Origin of the sequence: Falsiroseomonas sp. E2-1-a4 (assembly GCF_051433165.1) — a bacterium.
In the GTDB taxonomy this organism is placed as follows: Bacteria; Pseudomonadota; Alphaproteobacteria; order Acetobacterales; family Acetobacteraceae; genus Falsiroseomonas.
This window is the reverse complement of the sequence record NZ_JBHMFS010000001.1, coordinates 171,672-196,538: the sequence shown is the minus strand read 5'-3', so window position 1 is coordinate 196,538 and position 24,867 is coordinate 171,672. Positions and strand designations below refer to the sequence as shown.

The window sequence follows — 24,867 nt, the reverse complement described above, 5'->3', positions numbered from 1 at the left end:
GCGCCACCAGTGCGCCGCCGTAATCGCGACAGGCTCGGCAAAAGCGCCTATGCTGGCCCCTGGCTTGACGAGCGCCCGCGGAGTGTGGCGCATGGTGGTCCACCGGACGAGAGCGAATGCCCCAGATTACCTGCCTCACGCCGACTGGCGATATCACCATCTCCGCGGAGGATGATGCGATCGTGGCGCTGGATTGGGGCCGCGGCCGCGATCAGGCTCCGACGCCATTGCTGCGGGAGGCTGTCGCGCAGCTTCAGGATTACTTCGACGGTCAGCGGCCCGCATTCGACCTGCCATTGGCACCCTTCGGTTCGGCTTTCCAGCAACGGGTCTGGGCCGCGCTGCGCGACATTCCCGCGGGCGAAACCCGCACCTACGGTGATCTCGCCAGGCTTCTGGGTTCCTCGGCTCGCGCCATTGGCCAGGCGAACGGAAGAAACCCCATCCCGATCCTGATACCCTGCCACCGCGTGGTGGCCTCAGGCGGACGGCTCGGCGGCTATTCGGGCGGCGACGGACCCGCCACCAAGCGCATGCTGCTGGACCTTGAGCAGCGTGCGCGTTCGTCGAGCCCCACGCACCTCACTTCCCCCGGCCCTCAGGCTGAACTCCCCCTCCCCCAAGCTTCAGGGACCCTTTTGCGATGAACCATGCCATCCGCGTCCACGAATATGGCGGCCCCGAGAAAATGGTGTGGGAGGAGGTCCCGCTTCCTTCCCCGAAACCCGGCGAAGCCCTGGTTCGCCACCAGGCCGTCGGGCTGAACTATATCGACGTCTATTTCCGCACCGGCCTCTACAAGGCGCCGGCCCTGCCGGCGACCATCGGGATGGAGGCCGCGGGGGTGGTTGAGGCCGTGGGCGAAGGCGTGACCCATGTCGCACCGGGCGACCGCGTCGCCTACGCCACCGCCCCGATTGGCGCCTATGCCGAAGCGCGGACCATCAAGGCAGATCGCCTGGTGAAGGTGCCGGAAGCGATCGCCTTCGAACAGGCGGCCGCCATGATGCTGCAGGGCATGACGGCAGGCTTCCTGCTGACCCGCACCTACAAGGTGCAGCCCGGCCAGACCATCCTGATCCATGCCGCGGCCGGCGGCGTCGGCCTGATCATGACGCAGTGGGCAAAGCATCTGGGCTGCAACGTCATCGCCTGTGTCAGCACCGAGGAAAAGGCGGCGCTCGCCAAGGCGCATGGCGCCGACCATGCGGTGATCGGGCTTGAGGCGCTGCCGGCGCAGGTGAAGGAGATCACCAGCGGCGCCATGCTGCCCGTGGTCTATGACAGCGTCGGGCGTGACAGCTTCACCACCTCGCTCGACTGTCTCGCGCCCTACGGCATGATGGTGTCCTACGGCAACGCATCCGGCCCGGTCACCACCGATATCGGCATCCTCGCCGCCAAGGGGTCGCTGTATCTCACGCGCCCCACGCTCGCGACCTACACGGCCAAGCGCGAGGATCTGGAAGCCCATGCCGCCGCCCTGTTCGATGTGGTGGCCAAGGGCGCCGTGCAGATCCGCGTCAACCAGCGCTTCGCGCTGAAGGACGCGGCGGAGGCGCATACCGCCCTGGAGGCGCGCAAGACCACCGGCAGCACGGTCCTGCTGCCCTGACGCAGCCAGGTGGGGCTACAGCAGCGCCGCCAGCGCCAGCCCCATCGCCGCGGCGCCCGCCACGCCGATCATCGTGAGGGTCAGGCTGGTGCCGAGCACGCGCCAGCGGAACACCTCCGGCTCCCGCCCGATCCCCAGCGCGTGGAAGCCGCGCCCGGCCAGCAGCGTCACACCCAGCACATGCAGCGCCCAGGCGGGCAGGCCATTCGCCTCGCACAGCGCCAGCAGCAGCAGGGCCAGCGGCACGGCCTCCGCGAAATTGCCATGCGCCCGCGCGGCCCGCTCCACCAGGCGATGCGCGGTGCCCATCGGCTGATGGTACAGGCGCCGGGCACGGATCACCCGGGTGGCCAGCGCCACGAAGGCCAGCGCCAGCGGCGCGGCGTAGAAGGCGGTGGTCGGCAGCATCACGCATCCTCCCGCACATCGGCCCGCACCCCGCCGGACAAGCGCAGCAGCGCCCCCGGCGTCGTGGCGAAGATATGCATCGGCGATCCGGCCGCGGCCCAAACCTGTTCGTAGCGGAACAGGTCCTCATCCAGCAGCACCAGCGGCGGCGTCAGATGCCCCAGCGGCGCAACACCGCCAATCGCAAAGCCGGTGACATCCCGCACCCAGCCGCCCTCCGCGCGTTTCACGTGAAACACAGGACCGCCATCGCGGTTCAGGGCAGCGCCGGCCTTGGCCATGTCCACGCGGTTGGCGCCGGAGGCAATCACCAGCAACGGCCGATCCCCCGCCCGGAACACGATGGATTTGGCGATCTGCGCCACAGTGCAGCCCACCGCTGCAGCAGCCTCCGCCGCGCTGCGCGTGCCGTCCGCGAAGGACGCCACGGTATCCGCATGTCCCGCCGCCAGCAGCGCCGCCCGTACCCGTTCGACAGACCCGCCCGACATCGCCATATCTCCGCCTGATGGAAACCCTGGCCCTCTACATCCACTGGCCGTTCTGCGCCGCCAAGTGCCCCTATTGCGACTTCAACAGCCATGTGCGGGACCGTGTGGACCAGGCCGCCTTCGCCGCCGCCCTGCGCCAGGAACTGGCCCGCGAAGCTGCGCGCGCCAACGTCGCCGGCCGCCGCCGGCTGGCCAGCATCTTCTTCGGCGGCGGCACGCCGAGCCTCATGGCTCCCGCCACTGCCGCCGCCCTGATCGCCGATGCCCAGGCCCTATTCGACCCGGAGCCGGATCTGGAGATCACGCTGGAGGCCAACCCCACCAGCGTCGAGCTCGCAAGACTTCGGGATTTCCGCGCCGCCGGCGTCAACCGCGTCTCGCTCGGTGTGCAGGCGCTGGACCCCGCCGCCCTCGCCTTCCTCGGACGCAAGCACGACACCGCCGAGGCCATCACAGCCCTCGAACACGCCCGCGCCACCTTCCCGCGCGTCTCCTTCGACCTGATCTACGCCCGCCCCGGCCAGGCCGAGGCCGCATGGCGCGCGGAACTCCGCCAGGCCCTGTCGCTCGCCGCGGACCATCTCTCGCTCTACCAACTCACCATCGAACCAGGCACGCAATTCGCCACCCTGTTCGGCCGCGGCGTCTTCACCCTGCCCGAGGGCGACGAGGCCGCCCGCCTCTACACCGCCACGGCCGAGGAAGCCGCCCGCTTCGGCCTGCTGCCCTACGAGATTTCCAACTACGCCCAGCCCGGCGCCGAAAGCCGTCACAACCTGGCCTATTGGCGATACGGCGATTACCTCGGCATCGGCGCCGGCGCCCATCAGCGCCTGACCCAGCCCGACGGCACCCTGCTCGCCGCCCGCCGCCACCGCGCGCCGGAGGAATGGCTGGCGCGGGTGCAGCGGTACGGCCACGCGGTGGTGGAGGAGGAAGCCCTGTCCCCCCGCGACCGCGCCCGCGAGGCACTTCTCATGGGCCTCCGCCTGCATGAGGGCATCGACCCCGCCCGCATCGCCCGCCGCAGTGGCCTGCCCTTCGAAAGCTGCGTGGACATGGCGGCGCTGACGCATCTGCAGGCCGAGAACCTCCTCGCCTGGCGCCCCAACGGCCATCTCGCCGCCACGCCGGATGGGCTGCTGCGGCTGGACGCGCTGCTGCCCTTGCTGGTCAATTGAGGCCATGACCCGCACCGCTTTCCTCGGCGCCTATGGCTACGGCAATCTCGGCGACGAGCTTTGCCTGATTGAGGCGATGGCCGCCTTCCCCTCCAGCGAAAGCCACGCCTTCTCCGTTGCCCCGGCCTGGACGCTGCGTTGCTGCCCCGGCCTCGATGCCTGCTTTGCCGATGGTGCCGCCATGCTGGCGCTGCGACCGGATCGCGTGGTGTTCGGCGGCGGCATGTTCGGCGTGCCGGATGCCTTCCGGAACTGGATGCCCTGGATCGTGAAGGCGGAGGCCCAGGGCGCCGAGATTCATTTCCACAACCTCGGCGTCGCCTGGCTGCTGAAGGATCTCGATTGGCTGGACGCGACGGCCCGCGGCGTCATCGCCCGCCTCGCCAGCTTCACCGTGCGCGACTACCTGGGCGTCGAGCGGATCGCGGAGGCCGGCTTCGGCCGCCTGCCGCGCATCACCTTCTTCCCCGAAGCTGACATTCCGCCGGATACCAGCCTGGCTGACGCCCTGCTGCCGCGCGGCCCGAAGCTGCTCGGCCTGTCCATCATCCCGATGCCCAACATGAAGGCCTGCCTGGCGCAGGAGGCCGGGCTGGTGCGGGACCTGCTGGCGGAATTCGAAGGGCATCAGATCGTCCCCATCGTCTCCACCGTGCATGTGGACAGCCAGGCAGAGGATGACATGGAAGGCGCCGCCGCCTTCATCCGGGATTTCCTGCCACGCGCCCGCATCGCCGCGCCCCCGCTGCTGGACCGGGATTTCTGGCGCGCCCAGCTCACCCCGCGTCGGCTCAAGGGCCTGGTGTCGCGCCTGGACGTGCTGGTGACGCAGCGCAAGCACAACGCCATTCACGCCATCGGCTGCGGCGTCCGTGTCATCGGCCTGCACCCGCTGGAGGATAACAGCCTGCGCCGCACCTTCGTCGCCATGGAGCATCGCCTGCCCCCCGGCTCCCGCTGCCTCGGCCTGCTCTACAGCTGATGCGAACCCTCGTCCTGGCCGAGCGGCCCTTCCGCGACCTCCGCTCCCGCGCCCTGTTGCTGGATCTGCCGCGGCGTCTCGGCAGTCTGGCGCCGCTGCTGCTCTCCACCGCCGCGGCCAATGCCCCCGCCGGCTACGAGCCCGTCTCGCCGGAGGCTGACCCGGCCGCGCTTGGTGTCACCCGCGTGGTCATTGCCGGCGCCTTTCAGGACCGACCGCACCTCGAACAGGCGCTCACCATCGCCGGCCATGCCCTCGCCGCCGGGGCGCAGCTCGAGATCCGCGCCTTCACGGTCGAACGCGGCGCGGCGATGCGCGATCCCCCCAAAGGTGTCGAGCTTCTGGCCCAGGCGCAGCCGCTGGAATTGCGCGAACACCACACCGCCAACGCGCTGATGGTCTGGCGCAGCCCGGCCGCCTTCCGCATCCACCCCTACCCCGAATGCACCATCACACCCGATGACGCGCTGCTGCCCCTGCTGCCGGCAGGGCCGATCCTTGGCCTGTCGATCCTGGGTGGCGGGCAGATGCGGCAGGCCTGGACGGCGCGGTTGGCGGAGCTGCGCGCGCTGCTCGCCCCCATGCGGGATTGGCCCATCCTGCCCTTGCCGATGGAACACACCGCCAGCCCGATGGACGATTTGGCCGGCACGCGGGATTTCCTGGCCGCGATGCTGCCGGGCACGAAGCTGCTGCTGCCTGAACTGGCGCAGGATGTCTGGCGGCGGCGCCAGCTCACGCCCGCGCGGATGCGGGCGCTGGTGGCGCGCTGCGGTGCCGTGGTCACCAACCAGGATCTGCCGGCCGCCTTCGCCATCGCCGCTGGCGTGCCGGTGATTGGCCTGGCGCTCGGCACGGACCGCCGCGCCGTCACCTGCCTGACGCAATTCGCCAACACGCTGCCCGCCGGGTCCCAGCTGCTGCACCCGCCGCGCGGATAGCCTCAGGGATTTTCGGCGGCCAGCTCCAGCGCCCGCGCATAGACCTGCTTGCGCGGCAGCCCGGTGGCGGCGGCCACCATCGCCGCCGCATCGCGCAGGCTCTGCCCCGCCATGGCGGCGCGCAGCTGCGCGTCGAGGTCGGCCTCCGCCGTCACCTCCTCAGGCGCCGGCCCGACGCAGATGCAGATCTCGCCGCGCGCGGGCTCCGTCGCATAGTGCCCCGCCAGTTCGGCCAGGCTGCCGCGCCGCACCTCCTCGAACCGCTTCGTCAATTCTCGCGCCACGGCCGCCGGCCGATCCCCCCCCATGCCCTCCGCCAGGGCCGCCAGCGTCTCGGCCAGCCGGTGCGGCGCCTCATGCAGCACCAGCGTCGCGGTCAGCCCAGCCCGCTCCGCCGCGCGGTGCCGCGCGATCGCCGCAGCCCGCGGCCCATCCTTCGGCGGCAGGAAGCCCAGAAACACGAAAGGGTGAGGCGGCAGGCCGGACAGGGTCAGCGCCACCACCGCCGCGTTGGGCCCCGGAACGGCGGTAACTGGCACCCCGGCCTCGATCGCAGCCCGCACCAGGCGGTATCCGGGGTCGGAGACCAGCGGCGTTCCGGCGTCCGAGGCCAGCGCCAGCCGTTGCCCCCCTTCAATCCGGGCGAGCACCCGGGGTATCATTTCCGCCTCGTTGTGGTCATGCAGTGGCACCAGCGTCGCGGAGACGCCATAACGCTGCAACATAAGGCCTGTTACCCTGGTATCCTCGCAGAGCACGGCATCCACCGCGCCGAGCACCGCGAGAGCCCGGGGCGACAGGTCGCCGAGATTACCGATCGGTGTCGCCACCAGGGAAAGCCCAAGCGGGGCCTCCCGAGGCGCCGCCCGTTCAGGAGGGTCGCCGTTTGCCACGTCCTTCGTCCTGCCATTCGTCCGCTGCGCCGGAATCCTCGGCGCCGTTGCCCATTGCCTCCTGGCGCCGCCGCCGCCTGGGCGGGGTCACGCTGGGGGCGCTGCTGGGCACTCTTCTGGGCCTCGCGGCCTGCGCGCCGCAAGCCCCTCGCCCCTCCTTCATTGGCGTGGCGCCCCCGATCGGCGGGCAGCCGGTCCTGCCGGGTCCGGTCGGGCCGCAACGCGCGGCCATGCTGCTGCCGCTGACCGGGCCGCAGGCGCCGCTTGGCCAGGCCATGCTCAATGCCGGCTACATGGCGCTGTTCGACGAATCGCAATCCGGCATCGAACTGGCGCCGCGTGACACCGGCGGCACCCCTGCCGGCGCGCAGGCTGCGGCGCGGGCGGCGATTGCCGATGGCGCGCGCATCCTGGTCGGCCCGCTGACCAGCGCGGAGGTTGCCGCGGTCTCCGGGCCGGCGCGGGCCGCCGGCGTGCCGGTGCTGGCCTTCACCAATGACCAGCAGCGCGCCGGTGGCGGCACCTGGGTGCTCGGCATCACGCCGGAACAGCAAGTGCGCCGCGTGGTAGCCGCCGCCGCGGCGCAGGGCGCGCAGCAATTCGCGCTCGGCGCGCCGGACAATGATTTCGGCCGGGCATTGGCCGCGGGCCTGCGCGGCGCGACGGCCGATCTCGGCCTGCCGCCGCCCCGCATCGCGCTGCACCCGGCCAATGCGGCACCGTCCATGGCCGCCTCCGGCGCACGCGCCAGCGGGGCGCGCGCCGATGCGGTGCTGATCGGCGAGACCGGGGAACGTGCCCGCCGCTTCGCCGCTTCCTGGATGAACGAAGCCCAGGCCAATGGCCAGCCGCCACGCCTGCTCGGCACCGCGCTCTGGCTGAACGACTCGTCCCTGGGGCGGGAGCCGGCGCTGGACGGGGCCTGGTTCGCCGGCCCGGATGGCCGCGCCCGTGCCCGGTTCGAGGCGCGCTATCGCGATGCCTTCCGCGAGACCCCGCCGCGCATCGCCGCCACCGCCTATGACGCTGCCGCCATCGCCACCCGCGCGCTGCGCAGCGGCGCCCTGCCGGGCCAGGGCATGGCCGGCGAGACCTTCGCCGGCGCCGATGGCCCGGTGTTGCTGCTGCCGGATGGCCGGACGCAGCGGGGCCTGGCGGTTTACGCCGTCTCCACCGGCAGCGAGCCGCAGGTGGTGGAGCAGGCGCCCACCCCCGGCGGCCCAGGCTCGTGAGATGGGTCGCGTGGACCCGCTGAACCGAAGGGGCTGAGGCGCCATGCCGGTCGCGGGGCCTCCGGCGGGTCGCTGGCTCGCCGGCGCGGCGCTGATCGGCGGCGTGCCGGCGCTGGCGCTGTCCATGCTGCTGCTCGGCGGCGCGGTGGAGGCGGCGCCGGGGCTGTTGGCGCTGGGCGCCACGCTGGGCGCCGCGCTGCTGGTCTCCCGCATCTGGCTGGCCAATATCGGTGCCCTGGCAGCGGCGCTGCGCCAGGCGGCGGATGGCACCGGGATGGTGCCGGAACTCACCGGGCGGCTGTTGCTGCCCTCGGTGGCGGAACTCGCGGAAACGGCGCGCCGCGTCGCCCGCGCCCTGCAATCCCGCACCGAACAGGTCTCCCGCCTGCGGCAGGCGGATGAGGCGATCATCGAGCGTCTGCCCGACCCGCTGGTGGTGCTCGATGCGGATGGCGCGCCGCTGCGGGCCAATTCGGAAGCTCGGCTGCTCTTCGGCGCCGCCCCGGGCAATGCCGGGGATCTTGCCGCGCTGCTGCGCCATCCGGCGATGGCCGAGGCGATCTCCGCAGCACTCTCCACCGGCCAGCAGCAGCGCGCCGAAATCGCTTTGCCGGTGCCGGTGGCGCGGGAATTGCGAGTGCATGCGGTGCCGATGGACCCGCCGCTGGGCGATGGCGGCCGCCTGCTGCTGGTGCTGTCGGACCGCACGCGGGACCGGGCGGTGGAGCGGATGCGCGCGGATTTCGTCGCCAATGCCAGCCATGAACTGCGCACCCCGCTGGCCAGCCTGATCGGTTTCATCGAGACATTGCGCGGCCCGGCGGAGGATGACCGGGAGGCCAGCGCCCGTTTCCTCGGCATCATGGCCGAGCAGGCGGATCGCATGCGGCGGCTGATCGACGACCTGCTGGGCCTGTCGCGCATCGAGATCACGGAACACCAGCCGCCCACCGGCCGCGTAGATCTCGGCGCATTGATCGCCGCGGAGGTGGAGGCGATGGCCCCGGTCCTGGCCGGCCGCAACGCCCGGGTGGCGCTGGACGTGCCGGCCGGGCTGATCGCCGAGCCGGCCGATGCGGGCCAGTTGGCCCAGGTGCTGCGGAACCTTCTGGAGAATGCCTGCCGCTACGGCCGGGAAGGCGGCACCATCCGGCTGTCCCTGGCGCGGGCGGAAGCCAATGCAGCCCCCCGCTGGCCGGCTCGGCCCGGCCTCGTCCTGTCCGTGGCAGATGACGGGCCGGGCATCCCCCGCCAGCATTTGCCGCGGCTGACGGAACGCTTCTACCGGGTGGACCGGGGCCGTGGCCGCCATGCCGGCGGCACCGGCCTGGGGCTGGCTATCGTCAAGCACATCGTCAACCGCCACCGCGGCCAGCTGCGGATCGAAAGCGAGGAGGGCGTCGGCTCCAGCTTCCAGGTCTGGCTGCCGGCGGAAGGGCAGCCGGAGGGGCGGCCATAAGGGAGCGGCGACTTTTTCGGCGCTCCGGCGTTGCTGCGATGCCGGTGCCAGACTCCGGTGCCTTTCGATGGAGCCGCGCTTGACCCCCCAGCCTCCCCTGTTCCAGTCCTTCTTCATCGCCGGCTTCGAGTGCTCATCGCATCGCAACATGTCGCGCCGCCGCCTGGATATGATCGCGGCCACCCGCCACGACCTGCTGGCGCTGGAGGATTACAGCCAGCTTGCCGAACATGGCATCCGCACGGCGCGGGACGGGCTGCGCTGGCATCTGATCGAGACCACGCCCGGCCAGTATGACTGGACCTCCCTGCTGCCGATGCTGCGCGCGGCGGAGGCGGTGCGGACGCAGGTGATCTGGGATCTGTGCCATTACGGCTGGCCCGATGACCTGGATGTCTTCAGCCCGGCCTTCGTCGATCGCTTCGCCGCCTTTGCCGCCGCCTTCGCGCGGCTGCATGTCGAGGAAACCGGCCGCCCGCCCTTCGTCTGCCCGGTGAACGAAATGTCCTTCGTCGCTTTCGCCGGCGGCGAAAAGGCGCGCTCCTCGCCCCACGCCACGGGGCGGGGGATGGAGCTGAAGCGCAACCTGGTGCGGGCCGCCATCGCGGCGACCCGGGCCGTGCGAGAGGTCGCGCCCGGCGCCCGCTTCGCCTGCATCGACCCGCTGATCAACATCGTCCCGCGCCATGCCCGGGAGGCGGCGGCGGTGCAGGCCCATACGGCCAGTCAATGGCAGGCCTGGGACATGGTGGCGGGGCGGGAGGCGCCGGAGCTGGGCGGGGCGGAGGATCTGCTGGATGTGATCGGCGTGAACTACTACTGGAACAACCAGTGGCTGCACGATGGCGAGCCGCTGAGCGTTTTCGATTCCGTCCGCTACCGCCCCTTTCGCGACCTGCTGGCCGAAGCCGCCGCCCGCTACGCGCCCCGCCCCCTGTTCATCGCCGAGACCAGCATCGAGGGCGCCCCCCGCCCCGCCTGGCTGCGCTACGTGACGGAGGAGACGCTGGCCGCGGCCGCTGCGGGCGTACCGGTGCATGGGGTCTGCCTCTATCCCGTGATCTCCCATCACGGCTGGGACGATGATCGCTACTGCGCCAATGGCCTGCTGGAACTGACCCCGCTGCATGGCCGCCGCCAGGTGCACCGCCCACTCGCCGAGGAGCTTTCCCGGCTTCAGGGGCAGGTCGCGCAGACCCTGATGGGCGCGCGCCGGGCCGTCATGCGATAGGCCGGCTCGATCGACGCGGGGGAATTCGGCGCAACAGGGACGCATCATCATCGGCTTCCCCTTGACCCTGGGGCGTGACGTGGCATGTCCGGACGGTGATGGACCTTCCCGCCCAGACCGTGCCCGCACCCGTCGCCTCGGCCAGCCGGAAGCGGCTGGCTGTGGTGCTGCTCAACCTCGGCGGACCTGATGCGCCGGAGAGCGTCCGGCCCTTCCTGGTCAACCTGTTCACGGACCCCGCCATCCTGCGCGTGCCGGGCTTCGTGCGTCCCTGGCTCGGCCGGCTGATCGCCTGGCGGCGCACCAAGCCGGCGACCGAGAACTACGCCATCCTCGGCGGCAAATCCCCGCTGCTGGAACTGACCATCGAGCAGGGCGTGGCGCTGGAAGCCCTGCTCAACAAGGATGGGGCGGAGGAGGTGAAGTGCTTCACCGCCATGCGCTACTGGCACCCGATGAGCGACGAGACGGCCGCCGCGGTGAAGGCCTGGGGGCCGGACGAGGTCATCCTGCTGCCGCTGTATCCGCAGTATTCCACCACCACCACCGGCAGCAGCGCGCTCGCCTGGATCAAGGCCGCCGCGCGGGCGAAGCTGGAGGTGCCGACCACCACCATCTGCTGCTTCCACTCCCACCCCGGCTTCGCCAGCTCCACCGCCGAGATCGTGCGCGGCGCCTGGGACAAGGCGCGGGCGGAGCTGGACCCGGCGATCCCGCTGCGCGTGCTGTTCAGCGCCCATGGCCTGCCCGAGAGCATCGTGAAGGCGGGCGACCCCTATCAGTGGCAGGTCGAACAGACCGTGGCCGGCGTGGTGGCGCGGCTGGACCTGCCCGATCTGGACCACGTCGTCTGCTTCCAGTCCCGCGTCACGCCGCAGAAATGGATCGGCCCCTCCACCGAGGATGAGCTGGAGCGCGCGGGCCACGACAAGGTGGCGGTGCTGGTGGTGCCCATCGCCTTCACCTCCGAACATTCGGAGACGCTGGTGGAGCTGGATGTGGAATACCGGGAGGAGGCGGAAAAGCTCCACGTTCCCGGCTATTTCCGTTCCCCCGCGCAGAACAGCCACCCGGGCTTCATCCAGGCGCTGGCCGACCTGGTCCGCCACGGCCGCACCAGCAACCGCACGCTGTGTTCCTTCGCCGGCCCCCGGCAATGCCCGAAGAACCACAAGGACTGCCCGCACGCGGCCCTGATCGGGCGGCTGGAGGCGATGCCAGGCATCCCGGTGGAACGCACCGCCCGCGCCCGCACCGCGGCATGAGCGCCCCGCGGCGCCCGGCGGCCGTGCTGTTCGATTGCGACGGCGTGCTGGCGGATAGCGAGGCGCTGCACAACCGGATCATCGCCGAGGAAATCTCCGCACTCGGCTGGGAAATGGACGCGGCGGAGGCGGAGCGCCGCTTCATCGGCCTGTCCTGGCGCAACATCGTCCCGCTGGTGGAGGCCCGCCTCGGCCCGGATTCGGTGCCCGGCGATTTCGTCGAAGGCGTCGTCGCCCGCGTGCTGCGTGCGTTGCGGGAGGAGGTGGTACCGATCCCCGGCGCGCTGGAGGCGCTGCGCGTGATCGTCGCCGCCGGCATCCCGGTGGCGGTAGCCAGCAATTCCTCCCGCGCTGAGCTGATGACCAAGCTGCACGGCCTGGGCCTGACGGAGACCTTCCGGGGCCGCACCTTCTCCTACGACGATGTGGCGATGCCGAAGCCGGCGCCGGACATGTACCGCGCGGCCGCCGAATCCTGCGGCGCCGACCCGCATCACTGCGTGGTGGTGGAGGACAGTGTCACCGGCAGCCGCGCCGGCCGCGCCGCCGGCTGCCGCGTGCTCGGCTTCACCCATGCGACGGACCCGGCCGCCCTGCGCGGCGTCGGCGCCGAGCCCTTCCACAGCATGACGGAGCTGCCAGCCCTGCTCGGCCTGCCGGCGGAGGCCGCGGCATGACGCTGGACTTCCTGGCGCCGCTGTACCTCTGGACCAAGTCGCTGCATCTGATTGCGGTGATGGCCTGGATGGCGGGGCTATTCTACCTGCCGCGGCTATACATCTACCATTTCCAGGTTCCGGTCGGCGATGCGCGGTCCGAGCTGTTCAAGGTGATGGAACGGCGGCTGCTGAAGGCCATCATGAACCCGGCCATGATCGCCACGTGGGTGCTCGGCCTGGCGTTAATCCTGACCCCGGGCGTGGTTGATTGGACCGCCGGCTGGTGGCACCTGAAGTTGACCGCAGTGGTGCTGATGTCCGGCTTCCACGGCATGCTCGGCGCCGCCCGCAAGCGCTTCGAGGCCGATGGCCGCCCGCGCACTGAGCGCGCCTGGCGCTATTGGAACGAGGTGCCGACGGTGCTGATGATCGTCATCGTCATCATGGTGATCGTGAAGCCCTTCTAAGCCGGGCGCCGATGAAGGCCTTGCAAAGCCCCTGAAAACCCGCCATGTCCCGATTGACGGCTCGTCCCGCGCCCCATAGGTTTGCCGGGTCGTTCCGACAATCGGCCAAGCGTCGCGTCCTGCGGCGTCGCTGATCCCTCCTCTCCTCAAGACCTCTCCTGGTCGCCGCAACCTTGCCCTGCAACGGGATCGCGGCGCGGGAATGGCCCCCGGCATCCGGCCTTTGCCTTTGGCGAAGCTGGACAAGGCCCAGACCGAGACTCCAGGTCCGCCCGTTTCCCCTTCCTCGCGCACGACGGACGCGTCCGCACATGCATCTCTCCGAACTCAAGGCCAAGTCACCGGCCGATCTCCTCGCCTTCGCAGAATCCCTGCAGATCGAGAACGCGTCGTCGCTGCGCAAGCAGGACATCATGTTCGCGATCCTGAAGACCCTGGCGGAGAATGAGCAGGCTATCTACGGCGACGGCACGCTGGAAATCCTGCCGGATGGCTTCGGCTTCCTGCGCAGCCCGCAAGCCAACTTCCTGCCCGGCCCCGACGACATCTACGTCTCCCCCGCCCAGGTGCGGCGCTTCGGGCTGCGCACCGGCGATACGGTGGAAGGCCAGATCCGCGCGCCGAAGGATGGCGAGCGCTACTTCGCCCTGCTCAAGGTCGACACCATCAATTTCGAGCCCCCCGAGGCGCTCAAGCACCGCATCAACTTCGACAACCTCACGCCGCTGTACCCGACGCGGCGCCTGAAGATGGAGAATGCGGAGGCCGAGGCCCAGGCCAAGGGCCCGACCAAGGACTACACCCACCGCATCATCGACCTGGTGGCCCCGATCGGCATGGGCCAGCGCGCCCTGGTCGTGGCACCGCCGCGCACCGGCAAGACGGTGATGCTGCAGAACATCGCCAAGTCGATCACCGCGAACCACCCCGATGTCTTCCTCATCGTGCTGCTGATCGATGAGCGGCCGGAGGAAGTGACCGACATGGCCCGCACCGTGCGCGGCGAAGTCGTGGCCTCGACCTTCGACGAGCCGGCGACGCGCCACGTGCAGGTCACGGAAATGGTGCTGGAGAAGGCGAAGCGCCTGGTCGAGCACAAGCGGGATGTGGTGATCCTGCTGGACAGCATCACGCGCCTCGGCCGCGCCTACAACTCCGTCGTGCCGTCATCCGGCAAGGTGCTGACAGGCGGCGTGGACGCCAATGCGCTGCAACGCCCGAAGCGCTTCTTCGGCGCCGCGCGCAACATCGAGGAAGGCGGCAGCCTCACCATCATCGCCACCGCGCTGATCGACACCGGCAGCCGCATGGACGAGGTGATCTTCGAGGAGTTCAAGGGCACGGGCAATTCCGAGCTGATCCTGGACCGCAAGCTCTCCGACAAGCGCACCTTCCCGGCGATCGACATCACCAAGTCGGGCACCCGCAAGGAAGAACTGCTGGTGGATCGCGCGACGCTGTCCAAGATGTGGGTCCTGCGCCGCATCCTGAACCCGATGGGCACCCAGGACTCGATGGAGTTCCTGCTGGACAAGCTGAAGTACAGCAAGACCAACCAGGACTTCTTCGACGCCATGAACACCTAATCTTGGCTGGCGGCGATGCGTGCGAGGTCCGCGCGTTCGTCGTCACTCAGGCCACGGGCGCCGGCACAATCGGGGCCGGCAATGCGCGCTGCGAGCTCGGCGCGACCAGGGCCGAGGCTGTCCCGGCGGTCCCCGAGCTGCCGGAGGATTCCCCGGGCGACATGGGGCGCCCATTCGGCTTCGCAGGCCAGGGAGCCAAGGCGATCGGCAAGCTGCGCCGAGTCGGGTGGAGTCCGCGCGCGCCAGGCAGAGGCGGTGATTACGCCCTCCGGCTCCCCAGCATCCACCAGCACCTGAAGCCGCCCTTCCGCCTCGGTTCGGTAGAGTCCGGACGGAATGACGGCAACCCAGGACCGGGTCCGATCCGGCCAGCTACGATCCCGCGCGCATTCCTCACGGTCGTTCTCAAGGGCCTCGCAACATGGCGGCCGGGCGCGCTCATCGAGCTCCAGCAGAGAAGTCTGCGCTATCTCGGCGCCGGCGGCGCGCAGTCGCCATATCCGCGATGCGTCGAGCGAGGCCGCTTCGAGCTGGGCCCCGTCGAGCGAGGCGCCCTGTAGCTGCGCCCCGCCGAGCCAAGCCCCCTGCAGCTGGGCCCCGTCGAGCGAGGCGCCCTGCAGCTGCGCCCCGCCGAGCCACGCGCCCTGCAGTTGGGCCCCGTCGAGCGAGGCGCCCTGCAGCTGTGCCCCGTCGAGCCAAGCGCCCTGCAGCTGTGCCCCGTCGAGCCAGGCGCCCTGAAGCTGCGCCCAGTCGAGCGAGGCGCCCTGCAGCTGCGCCCCACCGAGCGAGGCGCCCTGCAGCTGCGCCATGCCCAGCGAGGCGCCCGTCAGCTGCGCCTCTTCGAGCCAGGCGCCCTGCAGCTCCGCCCCAGCGAGCGAGGCGCCCTCCAGCTGCGTCCTGTGGAACGAGGCGCCCTGCAGCTGCGCCAAGCCCAGCACAGCGCCCTGCAGCTGCGCCCCGCCGAACGAGACGCCCTGCAGCTGCGCCTGGAGGAGCGTGGCTCCCTGCAGCTGCGCCCCGCCCAGGTCTGCGCGACGAAGATCGACCGAAGTCAGGTCAGCGCCGCGGAGGTCGCGGCCGGCCAGCACGATGGTCCGCCTGATCGTCGCGAGCGCTTTCGCCTCATCAGCCCGCAGCGCCTGGAGATCGGCGCTGCCGATTAGCACCTCGCCCTGCAGCCGCAGCGGAACCATCGGCTGCAGCCAGACGACCAGCCCGGTCGCACCGATTGCGGCCACGCTGGCGAGACGCGCCGCGCCGCGGGGCCGGAGGTGCGCGCGGCGGGATGCCGGCCAGCAGCGAATCCAGGGTTCCGCCGTCACCGCGGCCCACCACTCCCGGGTAAACCTCGCTGGGATAGCCGCCGCCGGCGCGTCCGTCGCCCGCATCGGCCAGAGCAGCACGATGAGCGCGGCGTCCAGGATGATCAGCGCGCAGTGCCACAGCGCCAGGGGCTGGTCGTGATAGGGCAGGAAGCGCAGCAGCGCGAAGACCAGCAGCGCCAGCGGCGCCACCGCCAGGCTTCCCCAGACCATCAGCCGCACCGCCAGGGCGCGCTGATCGAGCCGCTGCGCCGCCAGCGCCTGCGCCACCGAGAAGGGATCGAGGCGCCAGGCACGGCCGCGCAGCGCGGCCACATCGCCGCTCGCTTCCGCCGCGTCAAGGAAGGCGCGCACCTTGCCGGCCATCAGCTGCACCTGGGCCAGCAGGTAGAAATGCAGCACCACGAAGATGGCCGGCGCCGCCCAGTAGAAGCCCAGCAGCGGCAGCTCCACCGACAGCAGCGGCACCCTGACGGGTTCCTGAAGCAGCATCATGCGGTGGGTGGTGGAGCCGATCAGCGCCGCCAGGGTGAGCATCACCGTGACGAAGAAGAACCACTGCGCCGCCTCGCGCTTCGCCGCCTCATTGGCCGCGTCGCCGAGCGCCTTCAGCTCGGCCTCCGGGTCGAGTCGGCCCTGCGCCGCCGCAGCCTCCGCGGCGAGCAGCGCCACCTCCAGCGCCGCCTCGTCCAGCCCTTCCCTGATGTGCGGCAGGCCGGGCGGCAGGCGCTGCGGGTCGGGATTGTCGTTGGGCATGTCCCCATCCATCGCGGCACCGAAACAGCGAAACCATGCCGCGCGGGGCGCCCGCCCGCTACTGCAATCAGCGCGGCGCGATGATAGAGACGCCCCGTCGGGCACCGCCCCACCGAAGGACGCCATGGAAACCGGAACCTCCCCGTCCGCCCGCCTGATGCGCGCCGCCGTCTTCGCCGCCCGCGTCCATGCCGGCCACCGCCGCAAGGGCGCCGCCGCCGAGCCCTATGTGAACCACGTCCTCGAAGTGGCGCAGATCCTGGCGGAGCATGGCGCGCCGGAGGATGCGGTCCTCGCCGCCCTACTGCACGACACGGTGGAGGACAGCGACGAAGACCCCGACCCCATCACCCATGACCGCCTGGTGGCCGAGTTCGGCGCCGAGGTCGCGGGGCTGGTGGCGGAAGCGACGGACGACAAATCCCTGCCCAAGGAAGCCCGCAAGGCCCAGCAGGTGCGCCATGCGCGCGGCTGCACGCCGGCGGCCAAGATGCTGAAGCTGGCGGACAAGATCTCCAACCTCCGCGCCATCACCGCCAGCCCGCCTTCCGGCTGGGACCATGCCCGGCGGGTCGAGTATGTCGGCTGGGCCGGGCGTGTCGCGGCCGGGCTGAAGGGCGCGAATGCAGGGCTGGATGCGCTGTTCGACGCGACCTATCGCGATGCCATCGCAGGTCTTGCAAAGGACGCCTGATCAGCCGGGCGGCGGCAGGCAGGCCTCCGCCAGCAGCCGGAAGGCGGCGGCCCGGTGGCTGATGGCGTGCTTCGCCTCCGCCGTCATTTCGCCAAACGTTTCTACCCCGCCATTTGGCACGAACATCGGGTCATACCCAAAGCCGTTGGCCCCGCGCGGCGGCCAGACCCAGGCGCCATGCGCCTCCCCCAGGAAGCCTTCCGTATGCCCATCCGGCCAGGCGAGCACCAGCGCGCAGGAGAACCAGGCCCGCCGATCCGCCGCATGCCGCGCCAGTTTCTCGACCTTGCCCATGGCCATGCCGTAGTCGCGCCCGGCCGGCGTCTCCGCCCAATCCGCGGTCCGCACACCCGGCGCACCATCCAGCGCCGTCACGGAAAACCCGCTGTCATCCGCCAGCGCCACCATCCCGGAAGCCCGCGCCGCCGCCAGCGCCTTGATGCTGGCATTGCCGAGGAAGCTGTCCTCCGTCTCCGCCGGCTCCGGCAGGCCGAGCTCCTTGGCGCTGACGATCGTAATGCCATGCGGCGCCAGCAACGCCGCGTTCTCCCGCACCTTCCCCGCATTGTGCGAGGCCAGCACGATCCGGGTCTCCGTCAGCCGCCGCCGCAAAATCATCCGCGGATCGCCACCTTCTGCATCTCGAACAACTTGCCCGTGCCGGCGCGGGCCAGCGCCATCAGCTTCAGCAGCTCATCCTCGCTGAACGGCGCGCCCTCGGCGGTGGCCTGCACCTCCACCACGCCGCCCGAGCCGGTCATCACGAAATTGCCGTCCGTCTCCGCCTTGCTGTCCTCGGCATAGTCGAGATCGAGCACCGGCGTGTTCTGCCAGATGCCGCAGGAAATCGCCGCCACATGATCCCGCAGCGGAACCGCCTTCAGGATGTTGGCCTTGATGCAATGCTGGAAGGCCAGGTGCAGCGCCACCCACGCGCCGGTGATCGCCGCACAACGCGTGCCGCCATCCGCCGTCAGCACATCGCAATCGAGGGTGATGGACATCTCCCCCATCGCCTTCAAATCCGTCACGGCGCGCAAGGACCGCCCGATCAGCCGCTGGATCTCCTGCGTCCGGCCGGACTGCTTGCCCTTCGCCGCCTCGCGGTCACTCCGCGTATGCGTGGCGCGCGGCAGCATGCCGTACTCCGCCGTCACCCAGCCCTGGCCCGTATTGCGCAGGAAGGGCGGCACGCGACTTTCGATGCTGGCCGTGCACAGCACCTCCGTCAGCCCGAACCGGATGAGGCAAGACCCCTCTGCATGGCGCGAGGCCCCGGGGGTGAAGGTGACGTCCCGCATCACATCGGCCACGCGGCCGGAAGGACGGACGAAGGGGGCTTTGAAGCCGGCAGGGAAATCGATCATGGGGCGGTGCGTAACACGCGGCAGCAAGACGGGGGAGTGAACTCCCCCGCGCCCCCTCCTTTTTTCGGGACTCCGCCACATGGGGCGGCCGGTGCGCAGCGCGGAATGTTAGGTTCGTGCCAATCAAGGGACATCAACGGTGGCGCTGCCGAAATCCTATATCGAGACGCTGGCGACGCTGGCCGAAGCCTGCGAGGCCTATCGACGTGCAACGGGACATGTTGCGGTCCTCGTCGGCGGCGCAGCCACGGCCATCTACACCGCCGGCGCCTTCATGTCGGGCGACTTCGACCTTGTCGCTGCCGACGACGCGGCGCTCGATGCCGCGTTACGCGGTTGCGGCTTTCGCCGAGAAGATCGGCACGGCCATCTGCTGGTCGGCTACTACCACCCAAGCCACCCCGAATACGGCTTCCAGCACGTTTCCGGTCGGCTGTTCGACGGCGCCAGCGACCCGGGTCGCATCCTGCTGCTGGCGATCACGCCCGATGGCGCCGCCATCGCACTCCCGGCCTTTGAGGACCTGATCGCGGACCGCCTGGCCCAGGCCGCCCTGGCCCCACCAACCGACCCCTCCCGCCTGCTCCAGGCCCGCGCGCTGTTTCGACTCGCACCCAGCCTGGACCTCGCCTATCTCCAGAAGCGCGTGGCGGAGGAAGGCGGCGATTTCGCGCTTCTCACGCCGGACGAGGAGCCGCCCCATGGTCAAGCTCACGCTGGCCGAGTTGCAGACGAGGATTGAGGCGCGCAAGGCCGAGCTCGGCCTGACCGATACGCCGGCCTCCACCGAGGCGCTTCGCAACCAGGGCGCCAACCGCACGCCCGAGAAGCGCGAACTCCTGCGCCGCATCGAGCAGCGCGCCAAGGCCGCCGGCCGCACGCCACCCCGCGCCCATTTCTGAACCGCGCGGGGCCTAACCCCCGCCCGTCCCATCCTCATGCGCAAACTCCGGCACCAGCGCCCCCAGCCGAGCCAGCGCGGCCTTGCCATCCCCCGCCCCGGCCAGCGCCGCGATCTCGTCGATCGCCTGGCCCATCACCACCGCATCATTCGTCCGCGGCACCGCCACCAGCAGCCCCGCAAAATTCGTCGGCTGCGGCGGCTCCTGCCCGTGGAACAGTTCCTCGAACAGCTTCTCGCCCGGCCGCAGCCCCGTGAAGCGGATTTCCACATCCTCCTCCGGCCGCAGCCCCGCCAGGCGGATCATGCGCCGCGCGAGGTCCACGATCTTCACCGGCTCGCCCATGTCCAGCACGAAGATGCCGCCCTCGCGCAGCTCCTTCGGCTGATCGGCGCGGTCGGTGGCGCCCACCACGCTCGCCTGCAGCACCAGCCCCACCGCCTCGCGTACGGTCATGAAGTAGCGGCGCATATCCGGGTGGGTCACGGTCAGCGGCCCGCCGCGTTCCAGCTGCCGGCGGAACAGCGGCACCACGGACCCGGTGGAGCCCAGCACATTGCCGAACCGCACCGTCACCAGCCGCATGCCCGTCCCTGTCGCCCGCGCCGTCCGGTCCAGCGCCTGGCAGTACATTTCCGCCAGCCGCTTCGACGCCCCCATCACGCTGGTCGGATTCACCGCCTTGTCGGTCGAGATGAACACCATCAGCGAACACCCCGCCGCCCGAGCCGCATCCGCCACCACCCGGGTGCCGGCGGCATTGGTCAGCAGTCCCTCCATCGGGTCATTCTCGACCATCGGCACATGCTTCAGCGCCGCCGCGTGGAACACCAGCTCCGGCCTGATCTCGCCGAACAACCGCCCGATCCGCTCCGCATCCCGCACATCGGCCAGCACGGCCCGGCGCGGCACATCCGGGTGCCGCTCCCGCAGTTCCAGGTCGATTTCGTAAAGCACGTATTCGCCGTGATCGAGCAGCGTCAGGCTCGCCGGCCCCAGCGCCGCCACCTGCCGCGCCAGCTCCCCGCCGATGGTCCCGCCCGCCCCCGTCACCAGCACGCGCTTGCCCTGCACCAGCCGGGCCATCCCCTCCCGGTCCAGCGGCACCTGCGGGCGGTCCAGCAGGTCTTCGATCTCCACCGGACGCAGCCGCACGCGCTGTTCCGGCTCCGCCCGTTCCCCCGGCCGGCGGCTGGCCGGGCCGAGCGCCGTCACGCGCGGCGCGCGCTTCACCGGCACGCCGTGCCGGTCCGCCGCATCCAGCAGCCGTTGCAGCGCCGCGCCCTGCAGATCGGGCGTCGCCAGGATGATCTGCGCCGGCAGCCGCCCATCCTCCCGCAGCGCATCCAGCACGGTCGCCGCATCATCCGCCGTGCCCAGGATCGGCAGCCCATGGATGCGCCGGCCGAGCTGCCGCGCCCGCTGCGACAAAATCCCCACCACCCGGTAGGCCGGGCTGCGTTCCTGGGCGAGCGCGCGGATGAAGAGATCCGCCCCTTCCCCCGCCCCCACCAGCAGGGCCGGCTGCGCCGGCGTCTCGCTCAGCGGCCCGGCGCGGCCGGCATGCTGCAACCGTGCGGCAATCCGCGGCGCGGCCAGCAGCGCCGCCAGCACCAGCGCGTGGATCACCGGAAACCCGATGTTCTGCGGGTGCCAGGCGTCGATCAGGTACAGCCCCATCCAGAACAGCACCGCGCCACCCACCGCCGCGCCTGAACTCGCCAGCAATTCGGGCAGGGAGGCGAAGCGCCAATATTGTTGCGGCAGCCGCAGCGGCAGCCCGGCCAGCAGCAGTCCCGCCACCGCCCCCGGCACCGCGCCGAGCCACCACAGCCCCGGCGGCCAGCTTCCCGGCACGGCGAGCCACACCGCCGCCGGCAGGGCGAGTGCCGCCACCAGCGCGTCCAGCCCCAGATTGAGGAGAATTCGATCCCGCGCCGATGCCGCCATCCCGCCTCCATAGCCCTGCGGGCGCCTCCCCGGAAGGCGCAACGGTGGCGTTCGACGCCGCCCCGCCTTCGTGCCAATTTGCGGCCACGGCAGAAGGCCGGCGGCAGAGGGGCACACAGGATATGGCCGAAGGCAGGCTGGTGATCGGAACCAAGCGCTACTCCTCCTGGAGTCTGCGCGGCTGGCTGATGGTGCATCTGGCGCAGCTCGACGTGGAGGAGGTGATGATTCCCCTCGCCGGCGGCGGTGGCACCCAGGCGATCAAGGCCGTCTCCCCCAACGCCCTGGTGCCCTACCTCGAACATCGCGGCGCCCGGGTCTGGGAAAGCCTGGCGATCGCGGAATACTGCGCGGAATTCAAGGCGAACCTCTGGCCGCGCGACCGCACCGCCCGCGCCCATGCCCGCTCCATCGCCTCCGAAATGCACGCCGGCTTCCGGGGCCTGCGGATGGCCATGCCGATGAATCTCGGCCGCGACTTCGCCGGCCACGGCCGCAACCCGGACAGCCTGGCCGACATCGCCCGGATCGAGGCGATCTGGGCCGAGGCGCTCGGCCTCTACGGCGGCCCCTTCCTGATGGGCAGCGATTTCGGCCTGGTGGACGCCATGTACGCCCCCGTCGTCGCCCGCTTCCTGACCTGGAAGCCGGACATCACGCCACTCAGCCAAGCCTATTGCGACGCCGTCCGCGCCCACCCGCTGGTCGATCGCTGGTACCGCGAAGCCGCCGCCGAGCCCGCGGACTGGCTGCTGCCGAAATACGAAAGCCCCGCCCTGTGAGCGTCGCCACCACCCTCGACCATGCCGGCCTCTGCACCGCCAACCTGCCGGCGCTGACCGCGGCCTGGGAGCGCATGGGCTTCGCCCTGTCCCCCTTCGCCCGCCAATCCGGCAAGCGCACCCCGGACGGCCCGGTGGAGGCCTATGGCACCGGCAATCGCTGCGCCTTCCTGGAACACGGCTATGTCGAGCTGCTCGGCCTCGTGGACCCAAACCTGTTCGCGAACGGGCTGGACGGCTTCCTGGCCCGCTACACCGGCGCGCATATCCTGGCCTTCGGCATCCAGGATGCGGAGGGCAACCTCGAACGCCTGCGCCGCGGCGGCCTGCCCATCCCCGGCGTGTCCTGGCTGCAGCGCCCGGTGGAGGAAGGCGGCCCGATCGCCCGCTTCGCCCGGCTGCCCTTCCCGGATGCGCCGGAGGGCCGCATGCAGCTGATCCAGCATTTGACGCCCGAGCTGGTCTGGGACCGCCGCTGGATGGCGCATCGCAACGGCGCGGTCTCACTGGAGACCGCCATCCTGGCCGTCGCCGACCCGGCCGCCACCACCGCGCGCCTGTCGCAGCTCACCGGTCAGCCGGCGCGGCCGGACCCCTTGGCCGGCTTCGTGCTGACCCTGCCGGGCGCCGCCGGCGGGGCGGGGCCGTTCTCGCCGGCCCTGCCGACGCATCTCCGCATCCTGCCGGAAGCCGCGCTCGGCCAGGTGCTGCCCAGCGTCACCGCGCCGACGCTGCCCTTCATCGCCGGCCTGGTGATCCGCACCAGAGACCAGGGCCAAGCCGCCCGCGCTGTACTGGCCGGCCTGCCGACGCGGGAAGCACCGGATGGCGTCATGGTGCCACCCGAACAGGCCGGCGGCACCGCGGTGATTTTCGCGTGACCACCACCGCCGCCATCTGCCACTCGCTCCGCACCTATTACGGCCCGGGCTGCGCCGCCGCGCTGGATGCCTTCCACGCCCGCTTCCTCGGCCCCGGCGAGCTGGGCTTCGATGTCGGCAGCCATGTCGGCGATCGCAGCGCCAGCTTCCTCCGCCTCGGCGCCCGCGCCTTGGCGGTGGAGCCGCAGCCGCGCCTGGCCCGCCTGATCCGCCTGCTGCACGGCCGCACCCCCGGCTTCACCCTGGTCTCCACCCTGGTCGGCGCGGAGCCCGGCACCGCCACCCTGCGCGTGAACTCGCAAAACCCCACGGTCGCCAGCGCGTCGGCCGATTTCATCGCCGCGGCTGCCGGGGCGGAGGGCTGGGAGGGCCAGGTCTGGGACACGGAGCTGACCCTGCCCGTCACCACGCTGGACGCACTCGCCGCCGAGCACGGCGCGCCTGATTTCCTCAAGATCGACGTCGAGGGCTATGAGGCGGTCGCACTCTCCGGCCTGTCCCGCGCCCCGCGCAGCCTGTCCTTCGAATTCACCACCATCCAGCGGGATATTGCCCGAATTTGCCTGGAACGGCTTTCGGCCCTCGGCTACCGGCACTTCAACGCCTGCCTGGGCGAGGGCATGGCATTCACCCATCCCGCGCCGCTATCCGCCGAAGCCATGACGCACTGGATTGCGGCGCTGCCCCACGCCGCCAATTCCGGCGATGTCTATGCCAGCCAGGAGCCCGCGCGGCTTACCCCCTGAACCAATGCAATTCCATGCCCTGATCGAGCATCTGGCCTACGCCACCGGGCTCGCCCTGCTCTCGGCCGCCGTGGTGCGGCTGATGATCGCCTTCCCGATCCTCGACCATCCGAACGCCCGCAGCGCCCACAGCAACCCGACCCCGCGCGGCGGTGGGCTGGGCGTGGTGCTGGCCTTCGTCGCGGGCATGCTCGTGCTGTTCCTGACCGCGCGCTTCGCCCGCATCGCGGATATGCAGTTCCTCGGCGTGATCCTGGCAGCGGTGGCGATCGCGGCGGTGGCGCTGGCCGATGATGTGTGGAACCTCTCGGCCCGGCTGCGGCTGGCGGCGCAATGTGGTGCGGCGCTGGTGGTGGTGGGCAGCGGGCTGGTCGTCTCCCGCCTCGCCTTGCCCTGGATCGGCGTGACGGATCTGGGTGTGGTCGGCGTGGTGCTGACGCTGGTCTGGATCGTCGGCTGCACCAATGCGGTGAACTTCATGGACGGGCTGGACGGGCTGGTCGGCGGCACGCTGCTGCTGGCGGGGTTGGGGCTGGCGCTGGTGGCTGCCCTGCAAGGCGGCTGGTTCGTCTATGCCGCGGCATTGTTCCTGGCGGCGGGTTTCGCGGGCTTCCTGCCCTTCAACCTGCACCCGGCGCGCATCTTCATGGGCGATGTCGGCAGCCAGTTCGCCGGCTTCATGTTTGCCACCCTGGCCGTCGCCGCGGCGCGCTTCGATGGCCAGCAGGTGTCCTTCCTGATCGTGCCGCTGCTGCTGTTCGGCCTGCTGTTCGATTCCGGCTTCACCTTGGCCCGCCGCGCGGTGATGGGCGAAAGGCTGGCCGAGGGCCACCGCACTCATTTGTATCAACTGGCCCAACGCAGCGGCATGCCGACCCGCGCCGTGGCGGCCAGCCATTGGGGTTTTGCGATTTTTCATGGCGTGCTGGCGCTGGCCTTCCTGGCCATGACGCCCTCCGCCAAGCCGCTGGTGGTGCTGCCGGCGCTGGCGGTGCAGCTTGTCTGGCTTACCTATGTGGTGCGGCGCATGCGCCACGCCGGCCTTGGCTGGCGCTGA

The 24,867-nt window shown here is 70.8% G+C and carries 26 protein-coding genes; 19 read left to right on the top strand and 7 right to left on the bottom strand.

The window, feature by feature from the left end; all coding sequences use genetic code 11:
* Nucleotides 1-116 precede the first annotated feature (116 nt).
* Together ACFHNC_RS00980 and ACFHNC_RS00975 are read left to right on the top strand one after the other, a co-directional pair.
* The gene (locus ACFHNC_RS00980) at nt 117-647 is read left to right on the top strand and encodes a methylated-DNA--[protein]-cysteine S-methyltransferase (RefSeq protein WP_437167331.1); all 531 of its coding nucleotides are present in this window, start codon (nt 117-119) and stop codon (nt 645-647) included.
* Nucleotides 644-1,615, top strand: a complete 972-nt coding sequence (locus ACFHNC_RS00975; protein ID WP_437167330.1) for a quinone oxidoreductase family protein — start codon at nt 644-646, stop codon at nt 1,613-1,615. The genes ACFHNC_RS00980 and ACFHNC_RS00975 overlap by 4 nt, the downstream gene beginning before the upstream one ends.
* Nucleotides 1,616-1,630: 15 nt before the next feature.
* Here ACFHNC_RS00975 and ACFHNC_RS00970 read toward each other — a convergent pair whose 3' ends face one another.
* Both ACFHNC_RS00970 and ACFHNC_RS00965 read right to left on the bottom strand, forming a co-directional pair.
* Nucleotides 1,631-2,023 carry an MAPEG family protein gene (locus ACFHNC_RS00970; RefSeq protein ID WP_437167329.1) on the bottom strand — a complete coding sequence of 131 codons (393 nt, stop codon included), beginning with the start codon at nt 2,021-2,023 and terminating at the stop codon, nt 1,631-1,633.
* Entirely contained in the window at nt 2,023-2,514 is a 492-nt protein-coding gene (locus tag ACFHNC_RS00965) for a YbaK/EbsC family protein (RefSeq protein ID WP_437167328.1), read from the bottom strand. The genes ACFHNC_RS00970 and ACFHNC_RS00965 overlap by 1 nt, the downstream gene beginning before the upstream one ends.
* A 14-nt stretch (nt 2,515-2,528) precedes the next feature.
* On the opposite strand from ACFHNC_RS00965, the gene hemW reads away from it, so the two are divergent.
* From hemW to ACFHNC_RS00950, 3 genes are read left to right on the top strand one after another with little or no spacing between them, the layout of a single operon-like run.
* Nucleotides 2,529-3,695, top strand: a complete 1,167-nt coding sequence (gene hemW, locus ACFHNC_RS00960) for a radical SAM family heme chaperone HemW (RefSeq protein ID WP_437167682.1) — start codon at nt 2,529-2,531, stop codon at nt 3,693-3,695.
* Between the two features lie 4 nt (nt 3,696-3,699).
* Nucleotides 3,700-4,677: a hypothetical protein gene (locus ACFHNC_RS00955; RefSeq protein WP_437167327.1), complete on the top strand. Its 978-nt coding sequence runs from the start codon at nt 3,700-3,702 to the stop codon at nt 4,675-4,677.
* Entirely contained in the window at nt 4,677-5,618 is a 942-nt protein-coding gene (locus ACFHNC_RS00950; protein WP_437167326.1) for a hypothetical protein, read from the top strand. Before ACFHNC_RS00955 ends, ACFHNC_RS00950 begins: the two co-directional genes overlap by 1 nt.
* A gap of 2 nt (nt 5,619-5,620) precedes the next feature.
* Here ACFHNC_RS00950 and rsmI read toward each other — a convergent pair whose 3' ends face one another.
* Nucleotides 5,621-6,511 carry a 16S rRNA (cytidine(1402)-2'-O)-methyltransferase gene (gene rsmI / locus ACFHNC_RS00945; RefSeq protein ID WP_437167325.1) on the bottom strand — a complete coding sequence of 297 codons (891 nt, stop codon included), beginning with the start codon at nt 6,509-6,511 and terminating at the stop codon, nt 5,621-5,623.
* A gap of 47 nt (nt 6,512-6,558) precedes the next feature.
* Between rsmI and ACFHNC_RS00940 the strand changes: the two genes are divergently transcribed.
* From ACFHNC_RS00940 to rho, 7 genes are all read left to right on the top strand, one after another.
* Nucleotides 6,559-7,743 carry a penicillin-binding protein activator gene (locus tag ACFHNC_RS00940; protein ID WP_437167324.1) on the top strand — a complete coding sequence of 395 codons (1,185 nt, stop codon included), beginning with the start codon at nt 6,559-6,561 and terminating at the stop codon, nt 7,741-7,743.
* A gap of 43 nt (nt 7,744-7,786) precedes the next feature.
* Nucleotides 7,787-9,202, top strand: coding sequence for an ATP-binding protein (locus tag ACFHNC_RS00935; RefSeq protein WP_437167323.1), 1,416 nt, complete (start codon nt 7,787-7,789; stop codon nt 9,200-9,202).
* Nucleotides 9,203-9,281: 79 nt separating this feature from the next.
* Complete coding sequence (locus ACFHNC_RS00930; protein ID WP_437167322.1) at nt 9,282-10,433, top strand: hypothetical protein; 1,152 nt, start codon at nt 9,282-9,284, stop codon at nt 10,431-10,433.
* Nucleotides 10,434-10,531: 98 nt separating this feature from the next.
* Entirely contained in the window at nt 10,532-11,698 is a 1,167-nt protein-coding gene (gene hemH, locus ACFHNC_RS00925; RefSeq protein ID WP_437167321.1) for a ferrochelatase, read from the top strand.
* A complete protein-coding gene (locus ACFHNC_RS00920) occupies nt 11,695-12,375 on the top strand; it encodes an HAD family hydrolase (protein WP_437167320.1) in 681 nt (226 codons plus the stop codon). Before hemH ends, ACFHNC_RS00920 begins: the two co-directional genes overlap by 4 nt.
* Nucleotides 12,372-12,824 (top strand): protoporphyrinogen oxidase HemJ, encoded by a 453-nt coding sequence (gene hemJ, locus ACFHNC_RS00915; protein WP_437167319.1) that lies wholly within the window; start codon nt 12,372-12,374, stop codon nt 12,822-12,824. The genes ACFHNC_RS00920 and hemJ overlap by 4 nt, the downstream gene beginning before the upstream one ends.
* Nucleotides 12,825-13,135: 311 nt before the next feature.
* Complete coding sequence (gene rho, locus ACFHNC_RS00910; protein ID WP_437167318.1) at nt 13,136-14,410, top strand: transcription termination factor Rho; 1,275 nt, start codon at nt 13,136-13,138, stop codon at nt 14,408-14,410.
* On the opposite strand, the gene ACFHNC_RS00905 is transcribed toward rho, so the two are convergent.
* Nucleotides 14,407-16,488 carry a pentapeptide repeat-containing protein gene (locus tag ACFHNC_RS00905; protein WP_437167317.1) on the bottom strand — a complete coding sequence of 694 codons (2,082 nt, stop codon included), beginning with the start codon at nt 16,486-16,488 and terminating at the stop codon, nt 14,407-14,409. The two genes, rho and ACFHNC_RS00905, sit on opposite strands and share 4 nt — an antisense overlap.
* 124 nt (nt 16,489-16,612) lie before the next feature.
* Here ACFHNC_RS00905 and ACFHNC_RS00900 point away from each other — a divergent pair, with 124 nt between their 5' ends.
* On the top strand, nt 16,613-17,182 hold the full coding sequence (locus ACFHNC_RS00900; RefSeq protein WP_437167316.1) for an HD domain-containing protein: 570 nt from the start codon (nt 16,613-16,615) through the stop codon (nt 17,180-17,182).
* Here the strand turns inward: ACFHNC_RS00900 and ACFHNC_RS00895 are convergent, their stop codons facing one another.
* Together ACFHNC_RS00895 and rph are read right to left on the bottom strand one after the other, a co-directional pair.
* Complete coding sequence (locus tag ACFHNC_RS00895; protein ID WP_437167315.1) at nt 17,183-17,800, bottom strand: non-canonical purine NTP pyrophosphatase; 618 nt, start codon at nt 17,798-17,800, stop codon at nt 17,183-17,185.
* On the bottom strand, nt 17,797-18,549 hold the full coding sequence (gene rph, locus ACFHNC_RS00890; RefSeq protein ID WP_437167314.1) for a ribonuclease PH: 753 nt from the start codon (nt 18,547-18,549) through the stop codon (nt 17,797-17,799). The genes ACFHNC_RS00895 and rph overlap by 4 nt, the downstream gene beginning before the upstream one ends.
* A 139-nt stretch (nt 18,550-18,688) precedes the next feature.
* Here rph and ACFHNC_RS00885 point away from each other — a divergent pair, with 139 nt between their 5' ends.
* Complete coding sequence (locus ACFHNC_RS00885; RefSeq protein ID WP_437167313.1) at nt 18,689-19,291, top strand: hypothetical protein; 603 nt, start codon at nt 18,689-18,691, stop codon at nt 19,289-19,291.
* Nucleotides 19,251-19,451: a hypothetical protein gene (locus ACFHNC_RS00880; RefSeq protein WP_437167312.1), complete on the top strand. Its 201-nt coding sequence runs from the start codon at nt 19,251-19,253 to the stop codon at nt 19,449-19,451. Before ACFHNC_RS00885 ends, ACFHNC_RS00880 begins: the two co-directional genes overlap by 41 nt.
* 12 nt (nt 19,452-19,463) lie before the next feature.
* Here ACFHNC_RS00880 and ACFHNC_RS00875 read toward each other — a convergent pair whose 3' ends face one another.
* The gene (locus ACFHNC_RS00875) at nt 19,464-21,401 is read right to left on the bottom strand and encodes a polysaccharide biosynthesis protein (RefSeq protein ID WP_437167311.1); all 1,938 of its coding nucleotides are present in this window, start codon (nt 21,399-21,401) and stop codon (nt 19,464-19,466) included.
* Between the two features lie 122 nt (nt 21,402-21,523).
* Here ACFHNC_RS00875 and ACFHNC_RS00870 point away from each other — a divergent pair, with 122 nt between their 5' ends.
* The 4 genes from ACFHNC_RS00870 to ACFHNC_RS00855 are packed head-to-tail and all read left to right on the top strand — an operon-like array spanning nt 21,524 to nt 24,867.
* Nucleotides 21,524-22,183 carry a glutathione S-transferase family protein gene (locus ACFHNC_RS00870; protein WP_437167310.1) on the top strand — a complete coding sequence of 220 codons (660 nt, stop codon included), beginning with the start codon at nt 21,524-21,526 and terminating at the stop codon, nt 22,181-22,183.
* Nucleotides 22,180-23,064, top strand: coding sequence for a VOC family protein (locus ACFHNC_RS00865; RefSeq protein ID WP_437167309.1), 885 nt, complete (start codon nt 22,180-22,182; stop codon nt 23,062-23,064). The genes ACFHNC_RS00870 and ACFHNC_RS00865 overlap by 4 nt, the downstream gene beginning before the upstream one ends.
* Nucleotides 23,061-23,810 (top strand): FkbM family methyltransferase, encoded by a 750-nt coding sequence (locus ACFHNC_RS00860; protein ID WP_437167308.1) that lies wholly within the window; start codon nt 23,061-23,063, stop codon nt 23,808-23,810. The genes ACFHNC_RS00865 and ACFHNC_RS00860 overlap by 4 nt, the downstream gene beginning before the upstream one ends.
* 4 nt (nt 23,811-23,814) lie before the next feature.
* Complete coding sequence (locus tag ACFHNC_RS00855) at nt 23,815-24,867, top strand: undecaprenyl/decaprenyl-phosphate alpha-N-acetylglucosaminyl 1-phosphate transferase (RefSeq protein ID WP_437167307.1); 1,053 nt, start codon at nt 23,815-23,817, stop codon at nt 24,865-24,867.